This window comes from Solibacillus isronensis, assembly GCF_900168685.1.
Taxonomy (GTDB): domain Bacteria; phylum Bacillota; class Bacilli; order Bacillales_A; family Planococcaceae; genus Solibacillus; species Solibacillus isronensis_A.
In genome coordinates this window covers 317,222-340,488 of the sequence record NZ_FVZN01000012.1, presented here as the reverse complement: position 1 = coordinate 340,488, position 23,267 = coordinate 317,222, and the positions used below count along the sequence as shown (strand labels likewise).

At 36.2% G+C, this 23,267-nt stretch carries 27 protein-coding genes and 2 pseudogenes; 24 read left to right on the top strand and 5 right to left on the bottom strand.

The features are described from left to right. Positions 1-69: 69 nt before the first annotated feature. The gene (locus tag B5473_RS06630) at positions 70-798 is read right to left on the bottom strand and encodes a hypothetical protein (protein WP_065217341.1); all 729 of its coding nucleotides are present in this window, start codon (positions 796-798) and stop codon (positions 70-72) included. Between the two features lie 579 nt (positions 799-1,377). Between B5473_RS06630 and B5473_RS06625 the strand changes: the two genes are divergently transcribed. From B5473_RS06625 to B5473_RS06600, 5 genes are all read left to right on the top strand, one after another. Continuing rightward, a complete protein-coding gene (locus tag B5473_RS06625; protein WP_079524140.1) occupies positions 1,378-1,710 on the top strand; it encodes an RNA polymerase sigma factor in 333 nt (110 codons plus the stop codon). 341 nt (positions 1,711-2,051) lie between these two features. Next, complete coding sequence (locus B5473_RS06620; RefSeq protein ID WP_079524139.1) at positions 2,052-2,279, top strand: hypothetical protein; 228 nt, start codon at positions 2,052-2,054, stop codon at positions 2,277-2,279. 48 nt (positions 2,280-2,327) lie between these two features. Next, positions 2,328-2,702: a hypothetical protein gene (locus B5473_RS06615; RefSeq protein WP_079524138.1), complete on the top strand. Its 375-nt coding sequence runs from the start codon at positions 2,328-2,330 to the stop codon at positions 2,700-2,702. Positions 2,703-3,084: 382 nt separating this feature from the next. After that, positions 3,085-3,327 (top strand): hypothetical protein, encoded by a 243-nt coding sequence (locus B5473_RS06605; protein ID WP_139377703.1) that lies wholly within the window; start codon positions 3,085-3,087, stop codon positions 3,325-3,327. A 238-nt stretch (positions 3,328-3,565) separates the two neighbouring features. Beyond that, positions 3,566-3,838 (top strand): hypothetical protein, encoded by a 273-nt coding sequence (locus B5473_RS06600; protein WP_079524137.1) that lies wholly within the window; start codon positions 3,566-3,568, stop codon positions 3,836-3,838. A gap of 167 nt (positions 3,839-4,005) precedes the next feature. On the opposite strand, the gene B5473_RS06595 is transcribed toward B5473_RS06600, so the two are convergent. Both B5473_RS06595 and B5473_RS06590 read right to left on the bottom strand, forming a co-directional pair. Beyond that, positions 4,006-6,957, bottom strand: a complete 2,952-nt coding sequence (locus B5473_RS06595; protein WP_063477658.1) for a Tn3 family transposase — start codon at positions 6,955-6,957, stop codon at positions 4,006-4,008. 14 nt (positions 6,958-6,971) lie between these two features. Further along, positions 6,972-7,529 (bottom strand): recombinase family protein, encoded by a 558-nt coding sequence (locus B5473_RS06590; RefSeq protein ID WP_029343401.1) that lies wholly within the window; start codon positions 7,527-7,529, stop codon positions 6,972-6,974. A gap of 1,032 nt (positions 7,530-8,561) precedes the next feature. On the opposite strand from B5473_RS06590, the gene ltrA reads away from it, so the two are divergent. From ltrA to B5473_RS06525, 16 genes and pseudogenes are all read left to right on the top strand, one after another. Then, entirely contained in the window at positions 8,562-10,337 is a 1,776-nt protein-coding gene (ltrA, locus tag B5473_RS06585) for a group II intron reverse transcriptase/maturase (protein ID WP_176142044.1), read from the top strand. Between the two features lie 342 nt (positions 10,338-10,679). Further along, entirely contained in the window at positions 10,680-11,408 is a 729-nt protein-coding gene (locus B5473_RS06580; protein ID WP_001073002.1) for an organomercurial lyase MerB3, read from the top strand. A gap of 77 nt (positions 11,409-11,485) precedes the next feature. Further along, positions 11,486-11,884, top strand: coding sequence for a mercury resistance transcriptional regulator MerR1 (gene merR1 / locus B5473_RS06575; RefSeq protein WP_000672080.1), 399 nt, complete (start codon positions 11,486-11,488; stop codon positions 11,882-11,884). After that, positions 11,881-12,168, top strand: coding sequence for a mercury resistance MerE (merE, locus tag B5473_RS06570; RefSeq protein WP_254912385.1), 288 nt, complete (start codon positions 11,881-11,883; stop codon positions 12,166-12,168). The genes merR1 and merE overlap by 4 nt, the downstream gene beginning before the upstream one ends. Then, a complete protein-coding gene (gene merT / locus B5473_RS21150; protein ID WP_000660891.1) occupies positions 12,165-12,461 on the top strand; it encodes a mercuric transport protein MerT in 297 nt (98 codons plus the stop codon). The genes merE and merT overlap by 4 nt, the downstream gene beginning before the upstream one ends. A 14-nt stretch (positions 12,462-12,475) precedes the next feature. Beyond that, complete coding sequence (gene merP, locus B5473_RS06560) at positions 12,476-12,859, top strand: mercury resistance system substrate-binding protein MerP (RefSeq protein WP_306462721.1); 384 nt, start codon at positions 12,476-12,478, stop codon at positions 12,857-12,859. Between the two features lie 18 nt (positions 12,860-12,877). Beyond that, a pseudogene (locus B5473_RS21145) lies at positions 12,878-13,057 on the top strand (heavy-metal-associated domain-containing protein); the annotation flags it as partial. A gap of 57 nt (positions 13,058-13,114) precedes the next feature. Continuing rightward, positions 13,115-14,773: a mercury(II) reductase gene (gene merA, locus B5473_RS06555; protein WP_368483371.1), complete on the top strand. Its 1,659-nt coding sequence runs from the start codon at positions 13,115-13,117 to the stop codon at positions 14,771-14,773. Between the two features lie 900 nt (positions 14,774-15,673). Then, the gene (gene merR2 / locus B5473_RS06550) at positions 15,674-16,063 is read left to right on the top strand and encodes a mercury resistance transcriptional regulator MerR2 (RefSeq protein WP_000389892.1); all 390 of its coding nucleotides are present in this window, start codon (positions 15,674-15,676) and stop codon (positions 16,061-16,063) included. Continuing rightward, positions 16,060-16,689, top strand: coding sequence for an organomercurial lyase MerB2 (merB2, locus tag B5473_RS06545; protein WP_000792368.1), 630 nt, complete (start codon positions 16,060-16,062; stop codon positions 16,687-16,689). Before merR2 ends, merB2 begins: the two co-directional genes overlap by 4 nt. Before the next feature lie 149 nt (positions 16,690-16,838). Beyond that, complete coding sequence (locus B5473_RS06540; protein WP_000845541.1) at positions 16,839-17,495, top strand: organomercurial lyase MerB1; 657 nt, start codon at positions 16,839-16,841, stop codon at positions 17,493-17,495. A gap of 326 nt (positions 17,496-17,821) precedes the next feature. Then, complete coding sequence (locus tag B5473_RS20630; RefSeq protein WP_162493026.1) at positions 17,822-17,962, top strand: hypothetical protein; 141 nt, start codon at positions 17,822-17,824, stop codon at positions 17,960-17,962. After that, positions 17,910-18,035: pseudogene (locus B5473_RS20425) on the top strand (Tn3 family transposase); the annotation flags it as partial. The gene B5473_RS20630 and the pseudogene B5473_RS20425, both read left to right, overlap by 53 nt. 181 nt (positions 18,036-18,216) lie before the next feature. Continuing rightward, on the top strand, positions 18,217-18,654 hold the full coding sequence (locus B5473_RS06535; protein WP_079524134.1) for a hypothetical protein: 438 nt from the start codon (positions 18,217-18,219) through the stop codon (positions 18,652-18,654). 519 nt (positions 18,655-19,173) lie between these two features. Next, a complete protein-coding gene (locus tag B5473_RS06530) occupies positions 19,174-20,067 on the top strand; it encodes a tyrosine-type recombinase/integrase (protein ID WP_176142040.1) in 894 nt (297 codons plus the stop codon). A 262-nt stretch (positions 20,068-20,329) separates the two neighbouring features. Beyond that, a complete protein-coding gene (locus B5473_RS06525; protein ID WP_079524132.1) occupies positions 20,330-20,755 on the top strand; it encodes a hypothetical protein in 426 nt (141 codons plus the stop codon). A 33-nt stretch (positions 20,756-20,788) separates the two neighbouring features. Here B5473_RS06525 and B5473_RS06520 read toward each other — a convergent pair whose 3' ends face one another. Then, entirely contained in the window at positions 20,789-21,133 is a 345-nt protein-coding gene (locus B5473_RS06520) for a hypothetical protein (protein WP_254865259.1), read from the bottom strand. A gap of 568 nt (positions 21,134-21,701) precedes the next feature. On the opposite strand from B5473_RS06520, the gene B5473_RS06515 reads away from it, so the two are divergent. From B5473_RS06515 to B5473_RS06505, 3 genes are all read left to right on the top strand, one after another. Further along, positions 21,702-22,025, top strand: coding sequence for a hypothetical protein (locus B5473_RS06515; protein WP_079524131.1), 324 nt, complete (start codon positions 21,702-21,704; stop codon positions 22,023-22,025). Positions 22,026-22,348: 323 nt separating this feature from the next. Then, positions 22,349-22,555: a hypothetical protein gene (locus B5473_RS06510; protein ID WP_079524130.1), complete on the top strand. Its 207-nt coding sequence runs from the start codon at positions 22,349-22,351 to the stop codon at positions 22,553-22,555. A 73-nt stretch (positions 22,556-22,628) separates the two neighbouring features. Continuing rightward, a complete protein-coding gene (locus B5473_RS06505) occupies positions 22,629-22,823 on the top strand; it encodes a hypothetical protein (RefSeq protein ID WP_079524129.1) in 195 nt (64 codons plus the stop codon). Between the two features lie 90 nt (positions 22,824-22,913). Here B5473_RS06505 and B5473_RS06500 read toward each other — a convergent pair whose 3' ends face one another. Continuing rightward, positions 22,914-23,096, bottom strand: a complete 183-nt coding sequence (locus tag B5473_RS06500) for a hypothetical protein (RefSeq protein WP_079524128.1) — start codon at positions 23,094-23,096, stop codon at positions 22,914-22,916. Between the last annotated feature and the right edge of the window lie 171 nt (positions 23,097-23,267).

Below are 23,267 nucleotides of genomic sequence, written 5' to 3'. Positions count from 1 at the left end.
TAATTTCTCTTAAAGAGAAGCTACCGGCTTTTTTATGGAGAATATTAGGTTTGGTATACTAATTTAATTCTAACATTTCTTAGCATTACTACTAAACCATGCTTGAGCAATATCAGCTGTTACTGTTGTTTTACCTTCAAGACATTTAAGGAATTCTTTATCGCAGCAAGCGTCGCCGTTACCAAACATTTTCCAGCAAGCGTCATGACCTCTACAGCATGTATCTGTCGAATTTATTGGTGTGCCTCCACCATAAGTAAGACCGATACCACACCCAGGACCACAATGTTCATAGTGGGGAATACCTGGTGCACAGCCAGAGAAACTCCATTGTGCTTTGATTGGTTCTTCAAATGCAGCAAAATTGATATCTTCTTCTACATGTGTCTCTTCAAACAGTTGGTTGTAGTTTTCTGTATCGAAAAGAAGTTCTTTTTCAATAACTTCCTTATCTCTTAATACATTTTGAGCAACAACAATATTACCATTTTGTTTTTCCTCTTTTTTAAGGTTACTGATTAGGGTATATTCTTTTTGCCCCTTTATTGGTTCTGTAACAGAGAAAACAATTTGAGCCGTATTTTGATTGTTGTGTAATTGAACATACCGAGTATATTTGACTTCTTCTTGCTCAGGGAATGTATTGAACTGATACCCAAGTGCTACATTCAAATCTTCCGGGTTTACTCCATTTCGTTTAAAATCATTCTTTACCTTAGCAAAAGCAGGAAGATTATAGAGATCTTCTAATGTTTTAGTAATTAATGCACTTTTCATTTTAGCTCCGTTATAATTCATTAAATTGCCACTCCTTTTCTTTTTCAGTTTCGACTTAGACATTTTTCCTTACATACATATACTGCAAATACTTTTTCGATCAGCTGTAATAACCATCACATTACACTTAATGTTGTGATAACAACATTCTCTACTAATATCACAAATGTACATTGGCTTGATTTCCTCAGACTGGCGATTTTCAGTAGATTTTTCATCCATCATTTGGCTCACCCCTTTTTTTGTTACTATTACATAAAGAGAGGTAAGCTAATTAAAAGTAAAAAACGATAAAAATAATTTGATTACTTAAGTTTTATTTCCAACTTCCTTTTTAAAATATTGGCATATGTAAGGTAGGCAGAACAAAATGTCCTATTGCTAAAAAGCTGGACCATCAAGCTGCTTTCAGTCTTTCACGTCAAAAGGGAGCATTACTCTTTAGGTAATATGTAAATATCATTGAAAGTAATAATGGGTAAATAACAGCTAATTTCAGTTGATAAAAAATTTTTTTATAAAAAAAAAAATTAAAAGTAACTTTTACGATTTTCAAACCGTCTCACTTGTGACGGTAAATTGATTCAGGGAGATTAAAAAATGTCTAATATGAATCCATTAGTTCTAATTGAAGAAATATACAATGAGCATTATGTCTATTTACGAAACTTTTTAATTGGTTTAACTAAAAGTGACGTAATCGCTGATGATATTATTCAAGATTTTTTCACAAAAATCTTGGTTTCACCTTCAGTTGTTACAGAAGTTACATATATAAGGAGTTGGTTAATTACAGGAGTTAAAAATACGATGCTAGATTATTATAAAAAAAAGCGCCCTGAGTTGCTTCACGATGAGAATATTATTGAAACATTGTTGGTTGATAGTTATACACCGGAATTAAGTACAACGATCAGCCGGTCTACTGTGTGATGCAGCAATGTTATTTGTGCTGCTAGGATCCATTGGGGGCATTCTGACACGTATTGATATAGCTGGTCACTTATACCTTCCATCATTAATAATATTAGCGTTTTCATTTATAATAGGCACCATAGCAAGTGACTATTTAATTTGTAAAAAGCCTCGCCAATTTTGGTTTAAAAATGCAGTCATTACGACCGGTTTTTTAATTGGCTTAGTTGTAGTAGTGATCATTAACCTTTAATAAGAGCTGACAGCTGACAGGCTTTCAAACAATAGGAGCTTTTTTGTTGGATTTGTGATTTAGTTGTACGATTATCGTAAATCCTTATGAAAGAGGTCTAAATATAATGAATAAGCGAATCGATAAAAAGAAACAAAAACGATTAGCACTTAACAACAACAATAAAATTCTTTTAACGAAAAAGCTTTCAATGAGTAAGCTTGGCACAACTCCAGACCCTTCTAGAAATAGTGAATTAAATGAAAGTGTTAAACGGTTAATGGAGATTTTCTTGGAAAATGAACGTAAATTACGTGTGAAAAGGGCTGGTGACACTCTTGAAAAATCTCAATGAAATATTAAATAACCTTGTGTGCGCGGTGGTCGTAAATATAATGGTAGGGTGGCAATCATAAATGAAAATTTAAAAGATATGCCTCTGACTGATTATCTAGAATTCCGCAAACTTGTACAACTGACAAATAAGGCAGTTGAAATAAACCCTACTAACCAAACCATCCAAAAATTCAATCCATTAGAAATAGGAGATACAACCCCTATAGAAGAACATGCTGTAAACGTCTGTAACTTGCTTCTACAAGTCGCTAGTATAGATAATACTATTATTAGTCACGACGACCTTGAAACGGTTAAAATCTTGATAATCGATGGCAATTCTAAGAATAATCCGCATACAATCAAGTCCTTATTCGAGGCGTTAAGTATCGACCAAGAGAAGAATCTAAACGTATTGAATGTATTGAATCAACTTGTATGATCTATTAAGAATGCTTATAAGAAATAAAGTATGCATTAAATAAAATTGTAAGTTAGAAGGAGTGAAATATGTTGAGTATAGGAAGTTGGTTCACGCTATTAATAGGTGCAATAGCGGTTGTAATAGGATATCTAACAGATGGGCTATATTCGGCAAAAACGTTATTAGATATAAGTATTACTTCCTTTTTTCAAGGTTTTTTTGTCGCTTATATCTCTTTATATATGATTTACACATTTATATATAAATTCTTTTTTAAAGTCTATTAAAGGTTTCGAGTAGAGAATTATGAAATAAAGAGCATAAATAAAACAACAAGGTCATGGAACTTTTAGATGCTATACTAGAAGGGCTTGAAACAAAAATTAATGGAGTGGTTCTTTTGAAACGGTATGTATTAAAAGTAAATGAAACTACATTTGTTACTGCGATAAACTGGATCATCATTACAATTCCAGTAATAACAACAGGGCCGTTTGAAGATGTGCTCGTTCTGGAAGAATCCTATTTGAATGAGCCTATTGGACACAATCGGTATGATAAATCCACTACTCGTAAAGAATTAATAAAAACACATTATCCAACAATCCAATTTGAGAAAGTTAAGATTGTTTTAGATAAATAGACGCAATTTATTTTTTTTCTTCAGGAATTAAAGCTAAATGGCCAATAGCTGCATTGGCTATTTTCGTATGATTAGTCTATCCGTTAGCGGGTAGGCTTTTTTATTTTAACTGGGTTCCATACCATATAATTAAATATAACTTTTTAAGTAAAATTTTATCAGAAACAAAGAATCGTGCGAGCTTGTTTTAAAAACCTGTGATATGTTTTGATAATAACGTTATGGAGGTTAAATATATATGACAGCATTTAATGAAGCATTAGCTGAAAAAGAAAGAATCCTTAATTGGAACTTTGAAAAGGAAGATGAAAACAAATTCGCAGAGGTAAAAAAAGAGTACGATAGTCTTTATGCAGGTGACGCCACATTAGAGTACCTAAGCGGCTTAATTGAAAGAGTTAGGGAAACGGAAGATAACAATGAGAAAGTAGCGATATTCCATTACCTTTATACGAGTGATATTACAAGATATGATGTAGATGATTATGTAAAAAAAAATGGACCCCAATGAATTTCCTGCTTTTTGTTCATTGATCATTCTTATCGTAAAACATGATGAAATCGACAGCCAATACTATTTGGGGTCCTACCAACAAAACGCGGAAAACATACGCTAAGCAAATTTCGACATAAAGAAAGCCGATTTTTCCTACGCTAAGGAATCATCGGCTTTTAGTATTATTGAATAAGAGGGCGTAGTGAATGTAGACTTGCTACTTTACTTGCATCAAAGTTGTATTCACCAAGAAAATTAATGTGTTCCCATCCTAACGGAGAAACATGTTTAAGTAAATCTTCTCTCAAATTCCCCTTTTCCTTCAATAATTTTGTTGCTTCTGTAAGATAAACGGTATTCCATACGCTAATAGCATTTATTAGAATATTTAAAGCACTTGCACGTTGTAGTTGGTCTTGTATTCCTCGTTCTCGTAACTCACCTCGTTTTCCAAAGAATAAGGCTCTTGCTAACCCATTCATGGCTTCCCCTTTATTTAGTCCTCGCTGAATTCGACGGCGTAGTGTTTCGTTAGATATGTAATCCAAAATAAAAATGGTCTTTTCGATTCTCCCCATTTCTCGCAAAGTAGTTGCAAGTTTATTTTGTCTCGCATATGACCCTAATTTCCCCATAATAAGTGAACCAGACACTTTTCCTTCTCGAATAGAATGAGCTACACGTAATACGTCATCAAAATTCTCTTGAATAATTTTAGTATTAATACGACCACGGAGTATATTTTCTAGTTTTGGGAATTCATTCGGCGTTTGGATGGTGAATAGCTTAGAGTCAGCTAAATCACGTAGCCTTGGTGCAAAACGAAATCCTAGTAAATGACTCAATCCAAATACTGAGTCGGCGTAGCCAGCTGTATCTGTAAAATGCTCTTCAATATTTAAATCTGTCTCATGATGAAGTAATCCATCGATAACGTGTACAGCATCACGAGCATTGGTATTAATGACTTTCGTATAAAAACTTGAAAATTGATCACTGGTAAATCGATAAATGGTTGCCCCTTTTCCAGACCCATAGTGTGGATTGGCATCGGCATGTAACGATGAAACACCAACCTGTACGCGCATTCCATCAGAGGAAGAGGTACTTCCATCTCCCCAATAGGAAGCTAGTTTAAGCTTATGTTGAAAATTTACTAATGTCGCTTGTGCACGACTTATAGCATCATCGAATAAACGCCATTGCGCTGCATTAGCCATTTGATGATAGGTAACTCCTGGTGTCGCTTCTGCCATTTTAGTAAGACCTATGTTAGTTCCCATCGCCATGAGAGCAGCCATGAGAACTACTTTTTCCTCTCCCTTTGGTGGGCGATTGGTTGAGGCATGTATCAACATTTCATCAAATCCTGTCCAGTGTGCTACCTCCATTAAAAGATCAGTGAGCTTTATTCTTGGCAACATATTATATAAAGACAGGCTAAAAGCTCTCGCTTCTTCGGGTGTATTCTTCTCCAAACGGTCCACTCGGATCTTAGCCTTTTCGATATTTACTCCTTCTAGAGAATCAAGATTATTTGAAACCCATGTAAGGCGTTGAGCTAGTGACTTTCTTCTTTCCTCAATATATTCATCTGCCGATGAACGAACGGCTAGTTTAGTTTCCGTAAGACGAGTTGTTGTCCAATCTTTTTTAGGAACAAGATACTCTTCAAAATCTTTATGAAGTCTACTACCGACTACGGATATGTCGCCTGAACGAATATGATTTTTCAACTCTGTTAGTGCAGCCATCTCATAATAGTGCCGGTTAATTATTCCATCATCACCATAAACATGCTTCTTCCAACGTTTAGGAATAAAATCTACCGGGGCATCATTTGGAATTTTTCTTTTACCAGATTCATTTATTTCATTTAGCGTTTTTAGGGCTTGCAATAATGGCTCTGTACCTTGTGTAGAACGAAATTCAAGAGATTTAAGAAAAGTAGGAGTATATTTTCTTAGATAAGAAAACCGATTTTCTAACAAATCTAGATAATCGTAATCCATCGGTCGGGCTAATTTTTGGGCTTCTTCAACGGAAGAAACAATTTTATCCCACGGCATAATCATTTCAATAGCATTAAATGGATCAAGCCCTTCATTTCGTGCTTGAATAAGTGCAGCACCAATATCTGCAAAATGCACGACTTTTTCATTCACTGCTTTTCCATTTTCTTTTTGCATTTCCTCTTGTGTTTTACGACCCTTTGATTGTAAAATCATCATTTGTCTATCATGAATTTCAATTGCTTGGTCAATTAGATCTTGGCTTAGTGTTACTAGATAGGCAACAAGAATTGCATATTTCTTCATTTCTTTAAATCTTCGAAATGAGTGTGGTTCATACCGTGCTCCAATACGAGATAATTGAAGTAACCGATTGGGATGGATTTGTTCTGTATTTATTTCTAATTTTAATTCTCGAATATATTCTAAGCGCTTTATGACTTTTAAAAAGGCTTCAGGTGAAGATTGGCCGGGAAGCTCCCTCAGCCATGCTAAAGGGGTTTTTCTATTGTCTACAAATGGATCTATAAGTTTATCTAACTTTTGTTTTTGCCATTTGGAAAGAGTACAAGTTAATGATTTAAAAATCCTTTCCTCTGCTCGTTGACGAGTTTCCCAAACAAGCCTTTCTATAGTAGTCATGCCAGGGAGAATAATTTTCTGATTACGTAGTTCTTCTTGTGCTGTACGAAGAAGATACATTGAATTTCCATTTTGAAGGGCATGATTCAAAAGAAACTGAGCTGCCTTGCGATAGTTCCCTAAGGAAAAATTTTGATAACCATAAACTTGACGGATTTCTTCCATATGCTCATGTTTAGTTGGCTCTCGTTGGGCATATAAAGAAAATGAATTAGGATTAACATCTATTTGGCTAGCTATGTATTCGATTATGTAATCTGGAATAGGTCCAACATCTGAAAGGGACCATCCAGGATAGCGTAGAACACATAATTGAACAGCAAAGCCTAATCGATTATGATCTCTTCTGTGTCGTTTAATAATTTCAAGGTCATATTGTGAAAAAGTATAATAAGTTTCTAGTTCACTTTCGCTCATATCAGCTGGAATTCGTACAAATTCCGTTCTTTGATCTTCTGTTAGTAATTCTTTCCCTCTCATGCTACAACTCCTTGCTAGATATCTTTTTTCTTTTCTAGATAACGATATAAGGTTGTCGCTCCAATGCCTGTTGCCGTCTTAATTTGAGATAAAGAGTAATCTTTGCTTTCATACATTTTTATAGCAAGTTCTATTTTCTTTAAATCAACCTTCGGTCTGCCTCCGTTTCTTCCCCTAGCTCTAGCAGCCGTCAATCCATCCTTCGTTCGTTCACTAATAATATCTCGTTCTAATTCTGCTATGCTGGCTAACATTCTGAAAAAGAACCGTCCCATAGCAGTTGTGGTATCGATCTTGTCTTGTATGGAAACAAAATGAATTTCCTTTGATTCGAAATATTCCATAAGCTCAATTAAATGTTTGGTACTACGACTGATACGATCTAATTTATAAACAATGACCGTGTCATCTTTACGTAAAACTTTAAGTAGTTCATCTAATTGAGGTCGATTTTTCATTTTTCCTGATTCTTTTTCTTCAAAAATCTGATCCACTCCGTAGTGAGCTAATGCATCGAGTTGTAATGATAATGATTGATCTTGTGTACTTACGCGTGCATATCCAAATTTCAACACAAATCTCCCCTTTTCTAATATGTTAACTATACCAAAAAGGGGTTTTAAATAGATATATTGGTCTTTTGATTTTGGTTATATTTTTGGTTATGTATTTAAGTAGTTTTTAAGGTTTTTAGAGAAGTTCTCTATTCATAACCAAAAACGGTCGTTTATGGTGATTTGTCCATGAACTAATGAATTAAATGGCTTTTTTAATTTTGTTCAATAATCGGGCCAGATTGTGGGTGCGAAATGTTCTTGACTCAAATGAAATGTGGACACACAATTTCGGTAAAGGTCAGGCAGTTTTAGAGTTCTGAAACTGAAGGGTTATGTCGAGGAGTCGAATGAGGAGGTAACGCTCCGAAAGGCTCCCCCTGCGTCGAATAGCACACTGTTTAGTAAGAAAAAGTGTGTTATAAGCTCGGCTAATAGGCGTGAGAATTTACCGTAACAGTATAGCTGACGAAAGCCTACCCGATGGGGTGGTGTAAATCATGGTGCTTGGGTTGAACAGATATGGTGAGAATGCGACGAAATAAAATAAGAAAGTATATTGCTGACGAACTTCTGAATGTACGGGTCTAGACTGGCATTATACAGAAATGTATTTACTACTAAATGTAGGGTTAGCTGTGGGTGAGTAAGAATCCATAATATAAAAATCCATCTTGTGTTACAGGCACATGCGATTGCTAACAGGCTCATAGGAAGCACCTAAGTTTGTTCCATAATAGACATAATTCAACGTTGTAAGCTGATAACGTGGAGAGCTTACTCTCTATGAAGCGTTGAAAAGGAAACTAGTCGTGAGATTAGCGACCATATAACTTTTCTTTATATCAGTGAAAGTAGTGGCACAGTACCATTGAAACGTGTAATGAACGTTGAGGGATAGCCACCAGACTAATAAAAGATTCATTCAGCCATGCAAGGCAGTTCTTCAACGATTAATAAGGTTCTTGTAAGACTAATAGAGGTTCAGCTCCTAAAGGAGTCACCAACTTGTTAAAACGAAAGAAACTGAGACACAATGAGTATTATGATATGCAGTACAATTTTGATTCTTTATATGCTCAAAGTGCCAATGGACAGAATTTTTATGGATTACTAGACTTAATGCAATCCGATGATAATATACGGTTAGCTTATCGGAATATTAAACGAAACACTGGCAGTAAAACTGCTGGAGATGACGGATTAACGATTGAAGATATAAACCGATTATCTGTATCTGAGGTTGTATCGACGATACAAAGAATGTTTGAATACTATACACCCCAAGCCGTCCGGAGAGTATTCATTCCTAAGGCAAATGGGAAAACTCGGCCCTTAGGGATTCCGACTATCTGGGATAGATTGTTCCAACAGTGTATCTTGCAAGTACTTGAGCCGATTTGTGAAGCGAAATTCTATAAACATAGTTATGGTTTTAGGCCAAACCGCAATACACATCATGCGAAAGCTAGGTTTGAAACGCTCATTAATCGCGCATGCCTATATCACTGTGTTGACGTTGATATAAAAGGATTTTTTGACAATGTAAATCATGCCAAATTAATAAAACAAATGTGGTCTTTAGGCATTCGAGACAAGGCATTGCTTTCCATTATTTCACGTCTTTTAAAGGCTGAAATTATTGGGGAAGGTTTCCCAAAGAAAGGTACACCCCAAGGGGGGATCTTATCACCACTTTTATCTAATATCGTATTAAATGAACTAGACTGGTGGGTTAGTAATCAATGGGAAAGCTTTGAAACACATAAGTTATATAAATCAAATCTTGGCAGATATAATGCGTTGAAACAATCTAATTTAAAACATTGCTACATCGTGAGATATGCAGATGACTTTAAAATTCTTTGTCGCACTCGTTCACAAGCAATTAAAATGTATTATGCAGTGAATGATTTTCTTCATACAAGGCTTCGCCTTGAAATTAGCGAACAAAAATCAAAGGTGGTCAACCTAAAGAAAAACTCATCAGAGTTTTTAGGTTTTCGTTTCAAAGCCCATCTGAAAAAGACAAAGAAAAGGACTCTTTATGTCGCTCGCTCACACATGACAAAGAATGCGCTCAAAAATGCACAGATAAAAGTAAAACAAACAATCAAAGAGATTCAGAAACACCAATCGGTTGAGAATGTTTGGCACTTTAATACAGTTATAATGGGAATCCAAAATTATTATTCAGCAGCCTCACACATCACTGATGATTTAACTGAGCTGAACTATCGTCTTCATAAAGCGTTATTTAATCGTTTAAAAGAATTGAGAAAAGAAGCTACGTTTCAGGACTTTCCAAAATCCTTACAGAAACGGTACAAGGGATATGAGTGTAAGTACTTCAAAATAAAAGAAATGGTACTTATCCCAATTCATGCCCAACGTTGTAAGATAAATCTGAACTTCTCTCAAATTATTTGTAACTACACTACCGTAGGTAGGGACAAAATTCATCAAAACTTGCGAGCAATCAATAAACAAACGCTTACTCGTGTGATGAAACAGTTCATACCGAGCCGTTCCATCGAATACAACGATAACCGGATAAGTAGATTTATTGCACAATATGGGAAATGTGCTGTTACAGGGGTTGAATTAGGACTGGATGAATGGCATTGTCACCATAAGACACCGTACCATCTCACCAAAGATGATTCATACGGAAACTTAATGATATTGCATAAATCTGTCCATCTCCTTATACATTTGAGAGATTTAGAGAAAATACAAGTGCTTTTAAACTCACTCAAGTTAAATGAAAAGCAACTTACAGAAGTCAATAAATTGCGTAAGCAATGTCTGAACGAAGCTATCTGATTCTCCACAAAAACTTTGCATAATCATAAAAATCTTGAATGAATTGAATTAGTTGGAACGCCGTATGCTGGGAAACTCGCCTGTACGGTGTGAAGTGGGGGAAAAGCTGGAGATAACTTCAAAAGCTTACCTATCACTATAACAACACTTTTAAAGAAAATTGGATATCTATGTTAAATTTCAGAATAGATGGTAAGGTTATACTTAACTAATGGGATAGTTTAGTTTTAGAAGATAAAATAATAAATCATACTTGACCCTGTACTATGGTACAGGGTTTATTCTGTACTAGGAAGAAAAATTCCTGTAAATAATTGCAGATCAAATAGAGGAGGCAGCAACATGAATCAAAATCATTTGAATACTTCGTTAAAGGACAAGGTGTTACAATCACTTGGTTTGCCAGAAGAAGGATTTGAGGGAAAAATCCGTTTATTGTCTCCTTCAGAAAATAGTATCCGTTTAGACATTCTTCTTTTCATGGCTGAGGGAAAAATCGTCAACATCAATGATTTAACTGCAACAGAGGAACAAATTGATGTCCAATCTGCTCTTCAACGTTTAAGGGAATTGGATTTAATTCACTGGGACCAAAACTCTGGGGATGTGAACGTGGCGTATCCTTTTTCAGGAGTTCCGACTCCACACCGTGTTACATTGGCTGGAATGTTGCCAGCTTATTCCATGTGTGCGATTGATGCCCTTGGCATTCCATCGATGTTTACAGATGCCGTTATTGAATCGGAATGTGCATTTTGCGGTGAAAAGATTACCATCGATGTGAAAAACAACATGCCCGTTGCCAATCCTGATACCGTGGTTGTAGGCTTGGGAACAACGGATGCTGCCGATACCAACGCATGCTGCGATTCTTCTTGCGAATCGAATGAGCCAACGTCCATTTCTACCAGCTGTTGCCCAGCCATTCAATTTTATTGTTCTGAGGAACATTGGCAAAAAGCGAATGAAAAGAATTCAACAACGGCGAAGGACAAGCTGACTCTTGCGGAAGCCTTTGAGGTTGGGGCTGCTGTTTTTGGCGGCACGTTATCTGGCTCTAAGGGTAAGTAAAATCTCATGAATGAAGTAAACTATATATTTACCCTGTACTAAGGTACGTGGTTTATGCTGTAAGTGAGGTGAGACGTATGAAATTTCGTATCGGAGAACTGGCTGACAAGTGCGGTGTTAACAAGGAGACCATTCGATATTATGAGCGTTTAGGCTTAATTCCAGAGCCTGAACGTACGGAAAAAGGATACCGAATGTATTCCCAACAAACGGTCGATCGATTGCATTTCATAAAACGAATGCAGGAATTAGGATTTACCTTAAATGAAATTGATAAATTGCTAGGGGTTGTCGATCGCGATGAAGCGAAGTGTCGTGATATGTATGATTTCACTATTTTGAAGATAGAGGACATTCAACGTAAAATTGAAGATCTTAAAAGGATTGAACGAATGCTGATGGATCTTAAAGAAAGATGTCCCGAAAACAAAGATATTTACGAATGCCCCATTATTGAAACACTGATGAAGAAATAAGAGGTGAAACAGAAATGAAAAACATAATAAAAAGTTCAGGTTGGTTTCTTGTCGCACTCATCACATGCCCGTGTCATCTGTTTTTACTACTTCCGTTGATTGCAGGAACAGCACTGGGATCATACTTCACGGAATTTAAAAATGTTATTTTCATCATGATGGGTCTGTTATTCGTTTTCGCTCTTTTCAAGGGCTGGAGAAAACTTGATCCAGAAACAAAAGAGGAAACAAAGAAAGATACAACCACACATGATTGTTGCAGCATGGAGAAGTTCAAGTCATGAAAGAAAAAGTTTCACAAGTAGCCACTGTATTTTCAGCTTTTGTTATGGCGGGTTGTTGCCTGGGTCCACTAATCTTGATTCCCCTTGGACTCACTGGGTTTGCAGGCGCAATCGCATTCTACTCGTTGAAGTATCGGTTATTGTTCAGCATCGTTACCATTGTCCTTCTTGCGTACTCCTTTTATATGGTTTATGGAAGAAAGGGTAAAAGGAAAAGTTCTGTCATTGGCTTATGGATTACAACGTTCCTTGTTTTTACCATGTTTCTTTTCTTATTTTCAGTTGAAAGTTGACTATAAAAAATGGGGTGTATTATGTGAAAGTACAAATAATCAGGATTATGATGTTGCTATCCCTTATGCTAGTGGTTAGTGCATGCAGTAACGAACAAGAAGTCCAAAAAACTGAAGTATCTAAGAGTGAAGTGAAAACAACTGCTATGAATTCAGAGAAGGATGTAAAAGCTATTACTGAAGCTGAGAAGACGGGGACATTCATGGTTATAGCAGGGATGGATTGCTGCCCGCCATCAGTTGTGGAAGATGCCATTGCACAGGTTGAAGGTGCTGGCAAAACAGCCATTAAAGTTAATGGAAGCACCGCGGAAGTAACGGTTTCTTTTGATGATACGAAAACCAATTTAGATGCAATTAAGACGGAGGTTTCAGACTTGGGTCTCCCCGTCGAATAAAAGGAGGATATTTTTACCATGAAAAAATATCGAGTGAACGTGCAAGGAATGACATGTTCGGGTTGTGAACAGCATGTAGCTGTCGCTCTTGAAAACATGGGTGCAAAAGCGATTGAAGTAGATTTTCGCCGTGGAGAAGCTGTATTTGAGCTTCCTGATGACGTGAAAGTTGAAGACGCGAAAAATGCGATTGCTGACGCAAACTATCACCCGGGCGAAGCAGAAGAATTTCAATCGGAACAAAAGACGAATTTATTGAAAAAATATCGGCTAAACGTTGAAGGAATGACCTGCACTGGTTGTGAAGAACATATTGCGGTTGCTCTTGAAAATGCAGGTGCAAAAGGGATTGAAGTAGACTTTCGTCGCGGAGAAGCACTGTTTGAACTACCGTATGATGTAGACATTGATATCGCGAAAACAGCGATTACTGACGCACAATATCAACCGGGCGAAGCAGAAGAAATACAAGTGCAATCGGAAAAAAGGACAGATGTAAGTTTAAATGATGAAGGTAACTATGATTATGATTACATCATCATCGGTTCTGGTGGAGCTGCCTTTTCATCTGCCATTGAAGCCGTTGCTTTGAACGCAAAAGTGGCTATGATTGAGCGTGGAACGGTGGGTGGAACTTGCGTTAATGTCGGATGCGTTCCTTCTAAGACCTTATTAAGAGCAGGGGAAATCAATCATCTAGCAAAAAATAATCCATTTGTGGGATTACACACTTCGGCTTCAAATGTTGATTTAGCGCCATTAGTAAAACAAAAGAATGATTTAGTAACCGAGATGCGAAATGAAAAATATGTGAATTTAATTGATGATTATGGTTTTGAATTAATAAAAGGTGTAGCAAAATTCGTAAATGAAAATACAGTTGAAGTAAATGGCAATCAAATCACAGCCAAAAGATTTTTAATAGCTACAGGTGCTTCTTCAACTGCACCTAATATTCCCGGATTAGATGAAGTAGATTATTTAACAAGCACTAGCTTATTGGAATTAAAGAAGGTTCCAAATCGTCTTACCGTAATTGGTTCAGGATATATCGGCATGGAATTAGGACAACTATTTCATAACCTCGGGTCAGAAGTCACTTTGATTCAAAGAAGCGAGCGTCTATTAAAAGAATACGATCCTGAAATTTCAGAAGCCATTACTAAGGCCTTAACAGAACAGGGAATTAATTTAGTAACAGGTGCAACCTATGAACGAGTTGAGCAAGATGGAGACATTAAAAAAGTTCATGTTGAGATAAATGGTAAAAAGCGAATTATTGAAGCAGAACAATTGCTAATTGCCACTGGAAGAAAACCAAATACAGAATCATTAAACTTACATGCAGCAGGCGTTGAAGTTGGTTCCCGTGGTGAAATTGTCATTGATGATTATCTTAAAACGACCAATTCCCGAATTTATTCAGCTGGAGATGTCACTCTCGGTCCCCAATTTGTTTATGTAGCTGCTTATGAAGGTGGACTTGCTGCTCGTAATGCAATCGGAGGACTAAATCAAAAGGTCAATTTAGAAGTGGTTCCAGGCGTTACGTTTACTTCTCCATCGATTGCAACGGTTGGTTTAACGGAGCAACAGGCAAAAGAAAAAGGATATGAAGTGAAAACATCGGTATTGCCGTTGGATGCTGTTCCAAGAGCGCTCGTTAATCGGGAAACAACAGGTGTTTTCAAATTAGTGGCAGACGCGAAAACATTGAAAGTGTTAGGGGCGCATGTAGTGGCAGAAAACGCAGGAGACGTAATTTATGCAGCAACATTAGCTGTGAAATTCGGTTTAACTGTTGGAGATCTGAGAGAAACGATGGCTCCATATCTAACAATGGCAGAAGGATTGAAGCTGGCTGTCCTAACTTTTGATAAAGATGTTTCGAAATTATCTTGCTGTGCTGGATAAGTTAGAAAAAAGATTCCTGATTATTGCTCAGGAATCTTTTTTCTGTTTTATGAATAAGGTTTTCCGTACTTTGCCAAATTAACTTTAAACTGTTTAAGGAAATGAAATATTTATATAGCATATTTGTTTTACACGGTTTATTATGTCAACAATCTGTGCACTTTGGTTAAGTCTTCTTGCTATTGAAATCTATAAAACTTACTTAATAAAAAGGATTGAGTTTCTCTACAAATTATCGAGGAATGACTAATGGTGGCAGAGGAATAAATCCCTTTTTAACAGCCATTGAGTCAGTGGCTAGGTGCAACGATTTGCACGATGATAATTACGAATAAATGCATCACTTACGTCTGCTCGATGGCTCGAAATTGCCCCAGTATTCCAAAGTCCATAAATCCCTGTACGGCGAAATAATGTCCAATGAGTATCTTCTGGTCATCTATAAACAGGCGTTTGAATATCTCCTAGTTCCTTAACTGTTTTTGATTCCGAAATAGCATTATATGGAGCTGGAACAGTGTAACCAAGACGAATTAAAATTTGATATAACTCTGTTAGATTGGGTTCGCATACATCCCGACGATAGATTTCCATAAGTTGTTTTAATTGAAGATTCTTTAAAATCTGAATGTATAAATTACATTACCCCAAGCAAACCCATTCGCGAAGGTAGCCTTGGGTTACCATATAATACTCGCTAGTATCAAGGAAACGGTTTTCATGTCGAGTTTATTATAGAAATGTTGCAATAACACCATTTTAAAGATGATGTTACTTCTATCTCCTGATTAAACTTTGTATTTAAATTATAAAATTGCACTTGACCTTCCCCTAAGGTGAACGTTGTAAACTCTAGTTAATTCAGTGATGGTCTTCCAGTTAACGAAAAGGGGGGAGATAATGGAGGATTTAACGATTGGTCAACTAGCCCAACAAACAGGAGTCAGTCGAAAAGCCATTCGACTGTATGAAGAAAAGGAATTGATACTGCCTTCTATAAAGCGTAGCGAAGGTAATTACCGCGTTTATAACCAAGAGCATGTGTTTTGTATCAATGGTATTAAACAACTCCGATCATTAGGCGTATCACTGGAGGAAATGAAAGATTTAATAGTGATTTTCGAAAAAAATACGGTGGAGATAGAACCGCATCTACAACATTTGTTAAAAGATAAACTGACCAAGATAGACGAACAAATCAACGAACTACAAAAGTTGCGTAAACACATTGAATCGTACCTTGATTCCCCGAAAGAGGCATTCAATCAAATGGAGGGATTTAAACAATGAAGAATAAAACAGAACTCAAAAAATTTTATGAACTATTGTTAGCTAAGCTGCCTAAAGAATCAGTGCCTATTCTTCGGACAATTTTTTTCTCCATTCGTGATGGGCAGGCAGTTACAGAAAGTTCTTTAATAAATCAAACGGGAATTAATACAAAAACAGTTCAGTCAGTAGTGAAGATATTAGCCCAACGGCAGATGATCGTTCGGGAGGCGGATCAAAAAATAGTAGGGGCATTGGGCTTATCGATTATACCGACTACTAACCAGATTCATTTAGGAGGACGAACTTTATTTGCCTGGTGTGCAATATCGACATTGGAGCTGTCAACTGCTCTGGTTGCTGATGTCGATATACATTCCCGTTGTGCGTACACAGGTGAACCGATTGAGGTAACTGTCCGAAATGGAAAATTAGCAAAAACAACTCCTGATTCAACAGTAATCTGGACAGTGCCGTTTGATTCTGAGGCTCCATGGGCCGGAGGAACATGTAAACAAATTCACTATTTTAGCTCAGTTGAGCATGCAAACAAGTGGAAAGAAGAACATCCAAAATTGCAAGGGGAAATTATGACTTTGGAACAAGCTCTCTCTTTTGGAAACGAATTGAAAAAATTTTTATCATAGGGTAGAGCCCATGAAGTTTCAAAAATCAGACAAGCTATGAAAAGGATGCTTTTATCGGTCAATTAGTCCAACAAATGGAGTTTTTAGGTAATGAAAAGTAATATCGAAAATAATAATAGGAACAAAAAATAACAAAGGAGGAAAAAGACATGAAAACTGAAATTCAGGAAATCGTAACCCGACTTGACCAACAGTCGAACAAGGGAGAGGGAGGAGAATCCATGAAGTGGCTGTTTCGCCCGTTGTTACAAATGCTAGCAGGGGGGGAGTCTGTCACCATTGAAGATATGGCGACAACGACCGGAAAACCTGTTGAAGAGGTGAAGAAAGTTCTCCAGTCTCTGCCAAGCGTGGAAATCGACGAACAAGGCCGTGTCGTTGGTTTAGGTCTTACCCTTATCCCTACCCCTCACCACTTTACGGTTGATGGGAAGCAACTATATGCCTGGTGCGCCCTTGACACACTTATATTTCCAGCACTCATCGGTCGTTCGGTCAACATCGAGTCACCCTGTCACAGCACCGGAGAACCTATACGGTTGAATGTGGAACCGGACCACATTGTAAGCGTGGAACCTTCCACTGCCGTTGTCTCAATCGTGACGCCAGATGATATGTCCTCGATTCGTACGGCATTCTGCAACGAAGTCCATTTCTTCAGCTCACCGAATGCAGCCGAAGACTGGCTTGACCAACATCCAGGGGGAAAAGTGTTATCTGTAGAAGATGCCTTTGAACTGGGTCGCCTAATGGGGACGCGTTACGAGGAATCTAGACCTGCCAATGGGTCATGCTGTGACATTTAGTCGCAAGTAACCACGATACCAGAAGGAGCCACAGGTCTGAAAGATGAAACCCAGGGCCAGCTCAGGACAGGTTTCCCTCTTTTATACCTGATTTCTTATATCTCTGACCGCTAACTACGCGAAGTATGCAAAGGTGGTAAAACCTACAAAAATACCCGGTATTTCTGTACTAAGGAGCCGATCCGTATATGCCATGGTACCGGAGTATTTATTCGATGCTACGATTGAAGGCTTTAAAGACGGAAAAACAGTACAAAAATACAGTTAAAATCCATAAATCATGGAGGTATTGAATAAAAAAATTCATCATTCTAGGAGGGAAAAATATGCAAACATTAATCTGTCCTGCTTGCGGATGTTCCCTCGTACGACTAGGGATTGAAAAAGATAGGGCAGCTGTGTACAAATATAAGTTTACGAGAAGACCTGCTAAAACATATTTCTCCATTGGGATGGGAACATATTAATTTTCTTGGCGAATACACATTTGATATGAAGAAAGTAGCAAGTTTATATTCACTACGCCCTCTTATTCAATAATACTAAAGGCCGATGATTCCTTAGGTAGGGAAAATCGGCTTTTTTCCTCCCAAAATTCTCTTAGCGTATGTTTTCCGCGTTTTGTTGGTAAGACCCCTATTTAAGCAATTTAACTCTTGCAGAGAAATTAATATTTGAAGAATTACAGTTTAAAGGAAGTCATTGTCACCCAATTAAATATTTGTTAGGTGAAGAAGTATCAACTGTTTTTGAAGCAGAAAATATGTTTGAAATCCCGCCAGTCTACCTAAAGTATGCAAATGAAAAAGAATCCTATGTTGCAGCTAAAGTTAAACGAACATTAGAAGCGGAGAAGTACGATGAAAGCTTAGAAATTGTTGCTGGTGCTGGATTTGAAGAATATTATCGTTTATTTAATGTTTACGATAGAACATTTATTTTCCCAAGTGATCTTGCCGGTTACTTTAGAAAAATGACGACAATTATGAAAGAAGCAAGCGAGAGAAATTTAATTACGCCTGAAGAAATTATTGAACGCATATCAAGTTTCATTATCGACCGAGTAGACCCATGTTGGGGAGCAGATCACGAATTAACTGAAGAACTTATGGAGTCTATGAAAAATTCTGTACTACATATGCTAACAAATACTAAATAACCCTCTCTTACAAAATGGCTCTCAGACGATTCGAGTAAGACCTAGTATCGCAAAACTTAATTTCGATTCGTCTGAGCGTCCTTCTAAATAATTCCATAAAACGGAATTTCACATCACTTCACCAAAAATAAAACCATAAATACCCATGTTAAAAATAGGGATTACAAAAGCAAGAAAATGGAAAATTAAAGAGTTTAAAATTTTATCCAATTTCTTACTAATTTAATGAAGAAAAAATCAGTCGTTTTTAAACACCAACAAAACCAAAAAGTCAATACTAAAAAAGAGTTTTAGAATAAAAATTTTCAAGCGAAGAAATATATAACCATATTTTTCTAATCAAGAAAACGTTGCTTGTCTGGATTTGATAATTCAGGACTTTCATAGGTATAATAAAAGGGGGAGAATTGAATTGTGTCTAAAATGTGAACAGATGTAACGTTAGTGAAATATCGTATAAAATTCAAACAATTCAAAATCCTATTCGTGAAATTTTATGGGAGGAGGATGTTATATTATATGGAAGAAAAAGTGTTGTCTTTTGGTAATTACAAATTAAATGCCGAAAAGGACGAAACTATAAAAAGTATCAAAATAAAAAAAGCGGATGTGTACAAACCCGACTTTCAATTATTTGAGCGATTCTGTTCCAAACATTACTTAGGTGTAGATTTTGAAAGCTTGATCGTTTATTTACATGATTCAGTAACAAAAGCAAAAGTACGCTTATCGACATTCAACCGTAGAGCTGCAGGTGTGAAGTATTGGTTAAAAAATGTTCATGGCATTAGTCCGACTGGGGAACAAGAGCTTGAAATTACAATGCTTCGTAAATTGTATTCAACAGAGGATTATCTACGATTGAAGTCGATGCATGGGGTACAGGTGGAAAAGCAATCCGATGTACTGCGCCTTATAGATCGGTACGATACAGCAGAGGATAAAGATATACGGATTCGTGCTATTTGTTTAGTAAATCTTTATACGGCTAACCGTCCATCAGAAATGGTTCGATTAAAGGTCAGTGACTTCGAACTAGATAAAAGAACTGTGCATGTGCAATTGATCAAACAGGGGGAAATGGCAAGAAAACGATTAACACTAGAAGCGGTGCAAGCTGTGAAAAAGTACATAATTCGATTTAACTTGCAACCAGACGACTTTTTCGTAGGAAAGATTGATAAATGGGGCAATTATACAAGTGCTCAAATTAAAGAGGATAGCTACAACTCCATGATTAAAAAATGGCTAGACTTCCCGCCTTATACATTTAGAAAAACTCAGATCACAACCATGTACAAAAATGGTGCTGATATTCCAACGATAGCAAAACAGTCAGGCCATAAATCTGCTCAAACGATTATGCAGCATTATATTAAGTTACACGCAGAAGATGTTGACGAATTCCTATAAGGAGAACAAATGCTAGAATACTGTTTCTAAAATATTTTAAGCAAATTAAATCGCCTTTGAAATGTAACTATATTTTTCCCTATATAATAGAAGAAACTCATAATTTTTGTGTATATTTTAGTCCGAAAAGAGCCTACAGTTAAAGAAACAGTTCCTTACGTAATTACCAATATATCAAACAAATGTTAAAATTAAATCATGTTAATTTAACATTTGTTTGATATTTTTTATTTATAGTCATACAGCAAGGAGAATCGGCAACATGAACACAAAATTAGTAAAATCAGTCGCTTTCGGTTGGATCGTTACGATATTCGGCATAATATGGCCTATCTTAGCTTTCCTTTATCCAGACCAGATGGCGCCGCAATTCATGTGGCAACACATACCAAACCTATTTTTCATCAGTATTTTACTGCTAGTATTACGTTATTCAGTATATGGACCAATCTTAAATACCGCGAAAAACGCTGCAAAAATAACCATGCTTGCAATTATTTTTGATTTTTTTGCAACTGGACGAATGACCGAACGATTCAATCCATTCATAATCGGATTAGTATTAGGTTGCGTTATCATCATGGCGTTTCAAATTATGTACCTGGTCATTGTATGTTGGTACTACCTCATTCGAGAAACAATAGCGCTAATAAAAACATCAAAAAACAGCCAAGCAACGATTAGTTAGTCATTGCTTGGCTGTTTTTTAATATTACTTTTCTTATGTAATTAAAAGTCCTGAAATCCAGGCTAATGCAGCAATATTGAGGCAAAGTACAAAAATAATAAATTCATATGACCATGACTTATCCTTTTCATAATTCCTTTGCCATTGTATTAAAAGTCCCATGTTCACTATTAACAAGGCTTCACTCATTAATATTATAGGCAGCAGCCAGTCAGCTTGGATTTTTTCACTAGAATCAATATTCCAATAAAGAACCACTAGTAAAAAACAAATAATATATGTTATACCCTTCGTCCATTTTGATTTTTTTATTATTCTCACTCCAGTGTAAATTTTAATGTTTCCTATACTTTCAATTATTTTAACATAATAATCCATTTATATTCGAAATTTCCTTTATAAAACTACATAGAAGCTATTAGGTGTTTTCTTTAGAAATAAATATTATAAATATAACTCAAAAAATGGAATAACTTATACGGCAACGGTGTATAAGTTATTATGAAATACATTTGAAAGGGGGGCGATACATATTATTTTTATAGCATTAACTCCAATATTTATTCTTTTGGGAATTGGTTTATTGGTAGTATCAGCTTTAATTGGAAATAGGAAGATGATATCAGAAGCATTAGTTTTTGCTTGTTGCGGGTTCTACGTTCTATTCCTTACAGCATTTATAAATATTATTTTAACGGCATAGAAAACTAAGAGGCCGGACTTTTCAAGTGGTGAAATTACTTCAGGTGTTGCAATGGATAGATTGTTAAAAGGACAGGATTTGCTATTTATTATAGCGATTCCTGTCCTTTTTTAATTGCTTTGTGGGTTATAAGAATTTTCATTTTGAAAAATAGCTCGTTTTTTGTTCAAAAGTTAATATTGCGATAATCTGTTTTTAGGTTACCAAAAATAAATAAATATCCTTAAAGGAGAACAATATACCATGATACAAATTGAGAAGAAATCATTTTGGTTAGACGATACCCCTTCATTTGAAGGATACACATTTAAGGGCAACACTTGGAATGGTTGGCAATGTCCTTTGTTCACAAAAGATGTAGGAAAAGAGATTTTAAAAGCCCTTGCTGACAACGATACAAGTACATATTACGACGAGAACATCGACGCTTTTATTGTGATTTTCAATTCATTGACTGAAGACCGCGAAACAGAGGTTTATGCCTCAAAAATAATTGAATATGAGGGTGAAGAAATTACGGTTTATCCTATCGGCTATGGCTCTTGGTGTTGGAGCGTATCCCAATAACGCAAACGGCAAACAGATTATCCTGTTTGCCGTTTTTAATGCCTTTTTAAGCGCGGTTACTACGGTCGATTATGTGCTTCAACGTTTTTTCATTAGTTATAGCAATAGTGGAATTATCTTTAAATCATGCAGGAGAAAATACCATTACACTAAAAAGTAACGACATTTAATAGGATTTCAATTAAGATATACTATAGATTAAACGTTACACATTACGGATAATGGCAGTTGCAGTACCGCGCCCTGGGGGTATGCTCAAAGCGGTTTGAAGTATAAATAAAACGTTACGAGGTTCCAAGTACATTTTTAAGGGAGTGAAACATGTGGTACTTTATTGGATAACAATTGCAATCCTATTTATATCAATTGCAGTATTCATGATCGGCGTATATGGCATGTATGGATGGATAGAGGAATTTTGGGGAACTTTGAAGCTCGAAAAAGAAAAAGCAAAGAAACCTGTTATTATATCGGCGCTCGGACTAGCTGGTATATTACTAACTAATGGCATTAATCACTTTTTCCTTTAAAATAAATAAGTGAAATAGCAGCTCGTAAATGTAGTTTGAAACCATTGTTACTATGTAAAGGAGGGAATCAGTAATGAGAGACGATGTAAGTGTAGTTGAAAAACGCGTTCTTAAAATATGCAACACTTGTGAATTTAATTTTGGTGAAAGATGTGTAGCACATGGTAGTCTATTTGGTTACGGTGGACAAATTACAAATGATGATGCTACATGCGATGAGTGGGGAATATCGTTACATGCTTACTTAGATGAAGTTTCAGAAGATTAAACTACAGTTCATTTCATTTGGATAAAGGAAATATTCGATTTAGCAAGTGCCAACGCGCAAAAATACGCGGGGGCTTTGCTATGCTCTCGATTAATCGACAATACCTAGATCAACGTTAGCACTCGTTAAATCTAATTTTCCTGTACTTAATGGCACAACCTTATATTCTTCATATCCATTTTCTTTAGCAAAAGTGTTAGCTGCTTCAATGCTACTAAATTCTTGTTCTACAGCTTGTGGTTGTTTTCCTTCTATATATATAAGTCCAAACATCATAATGGCCTCCTTTAATTTATCTGATACATACATTACTACAATCAATTCGTTACTAGAAGGGCGTATAGAGGACATTTTAAGTTAAATTTCTCAAAATAATTATTTTTGTTCCGGATTTATTGAATGAGAACGCCGGATCGCCTGATTAATTAACCAGCCATTTAACCA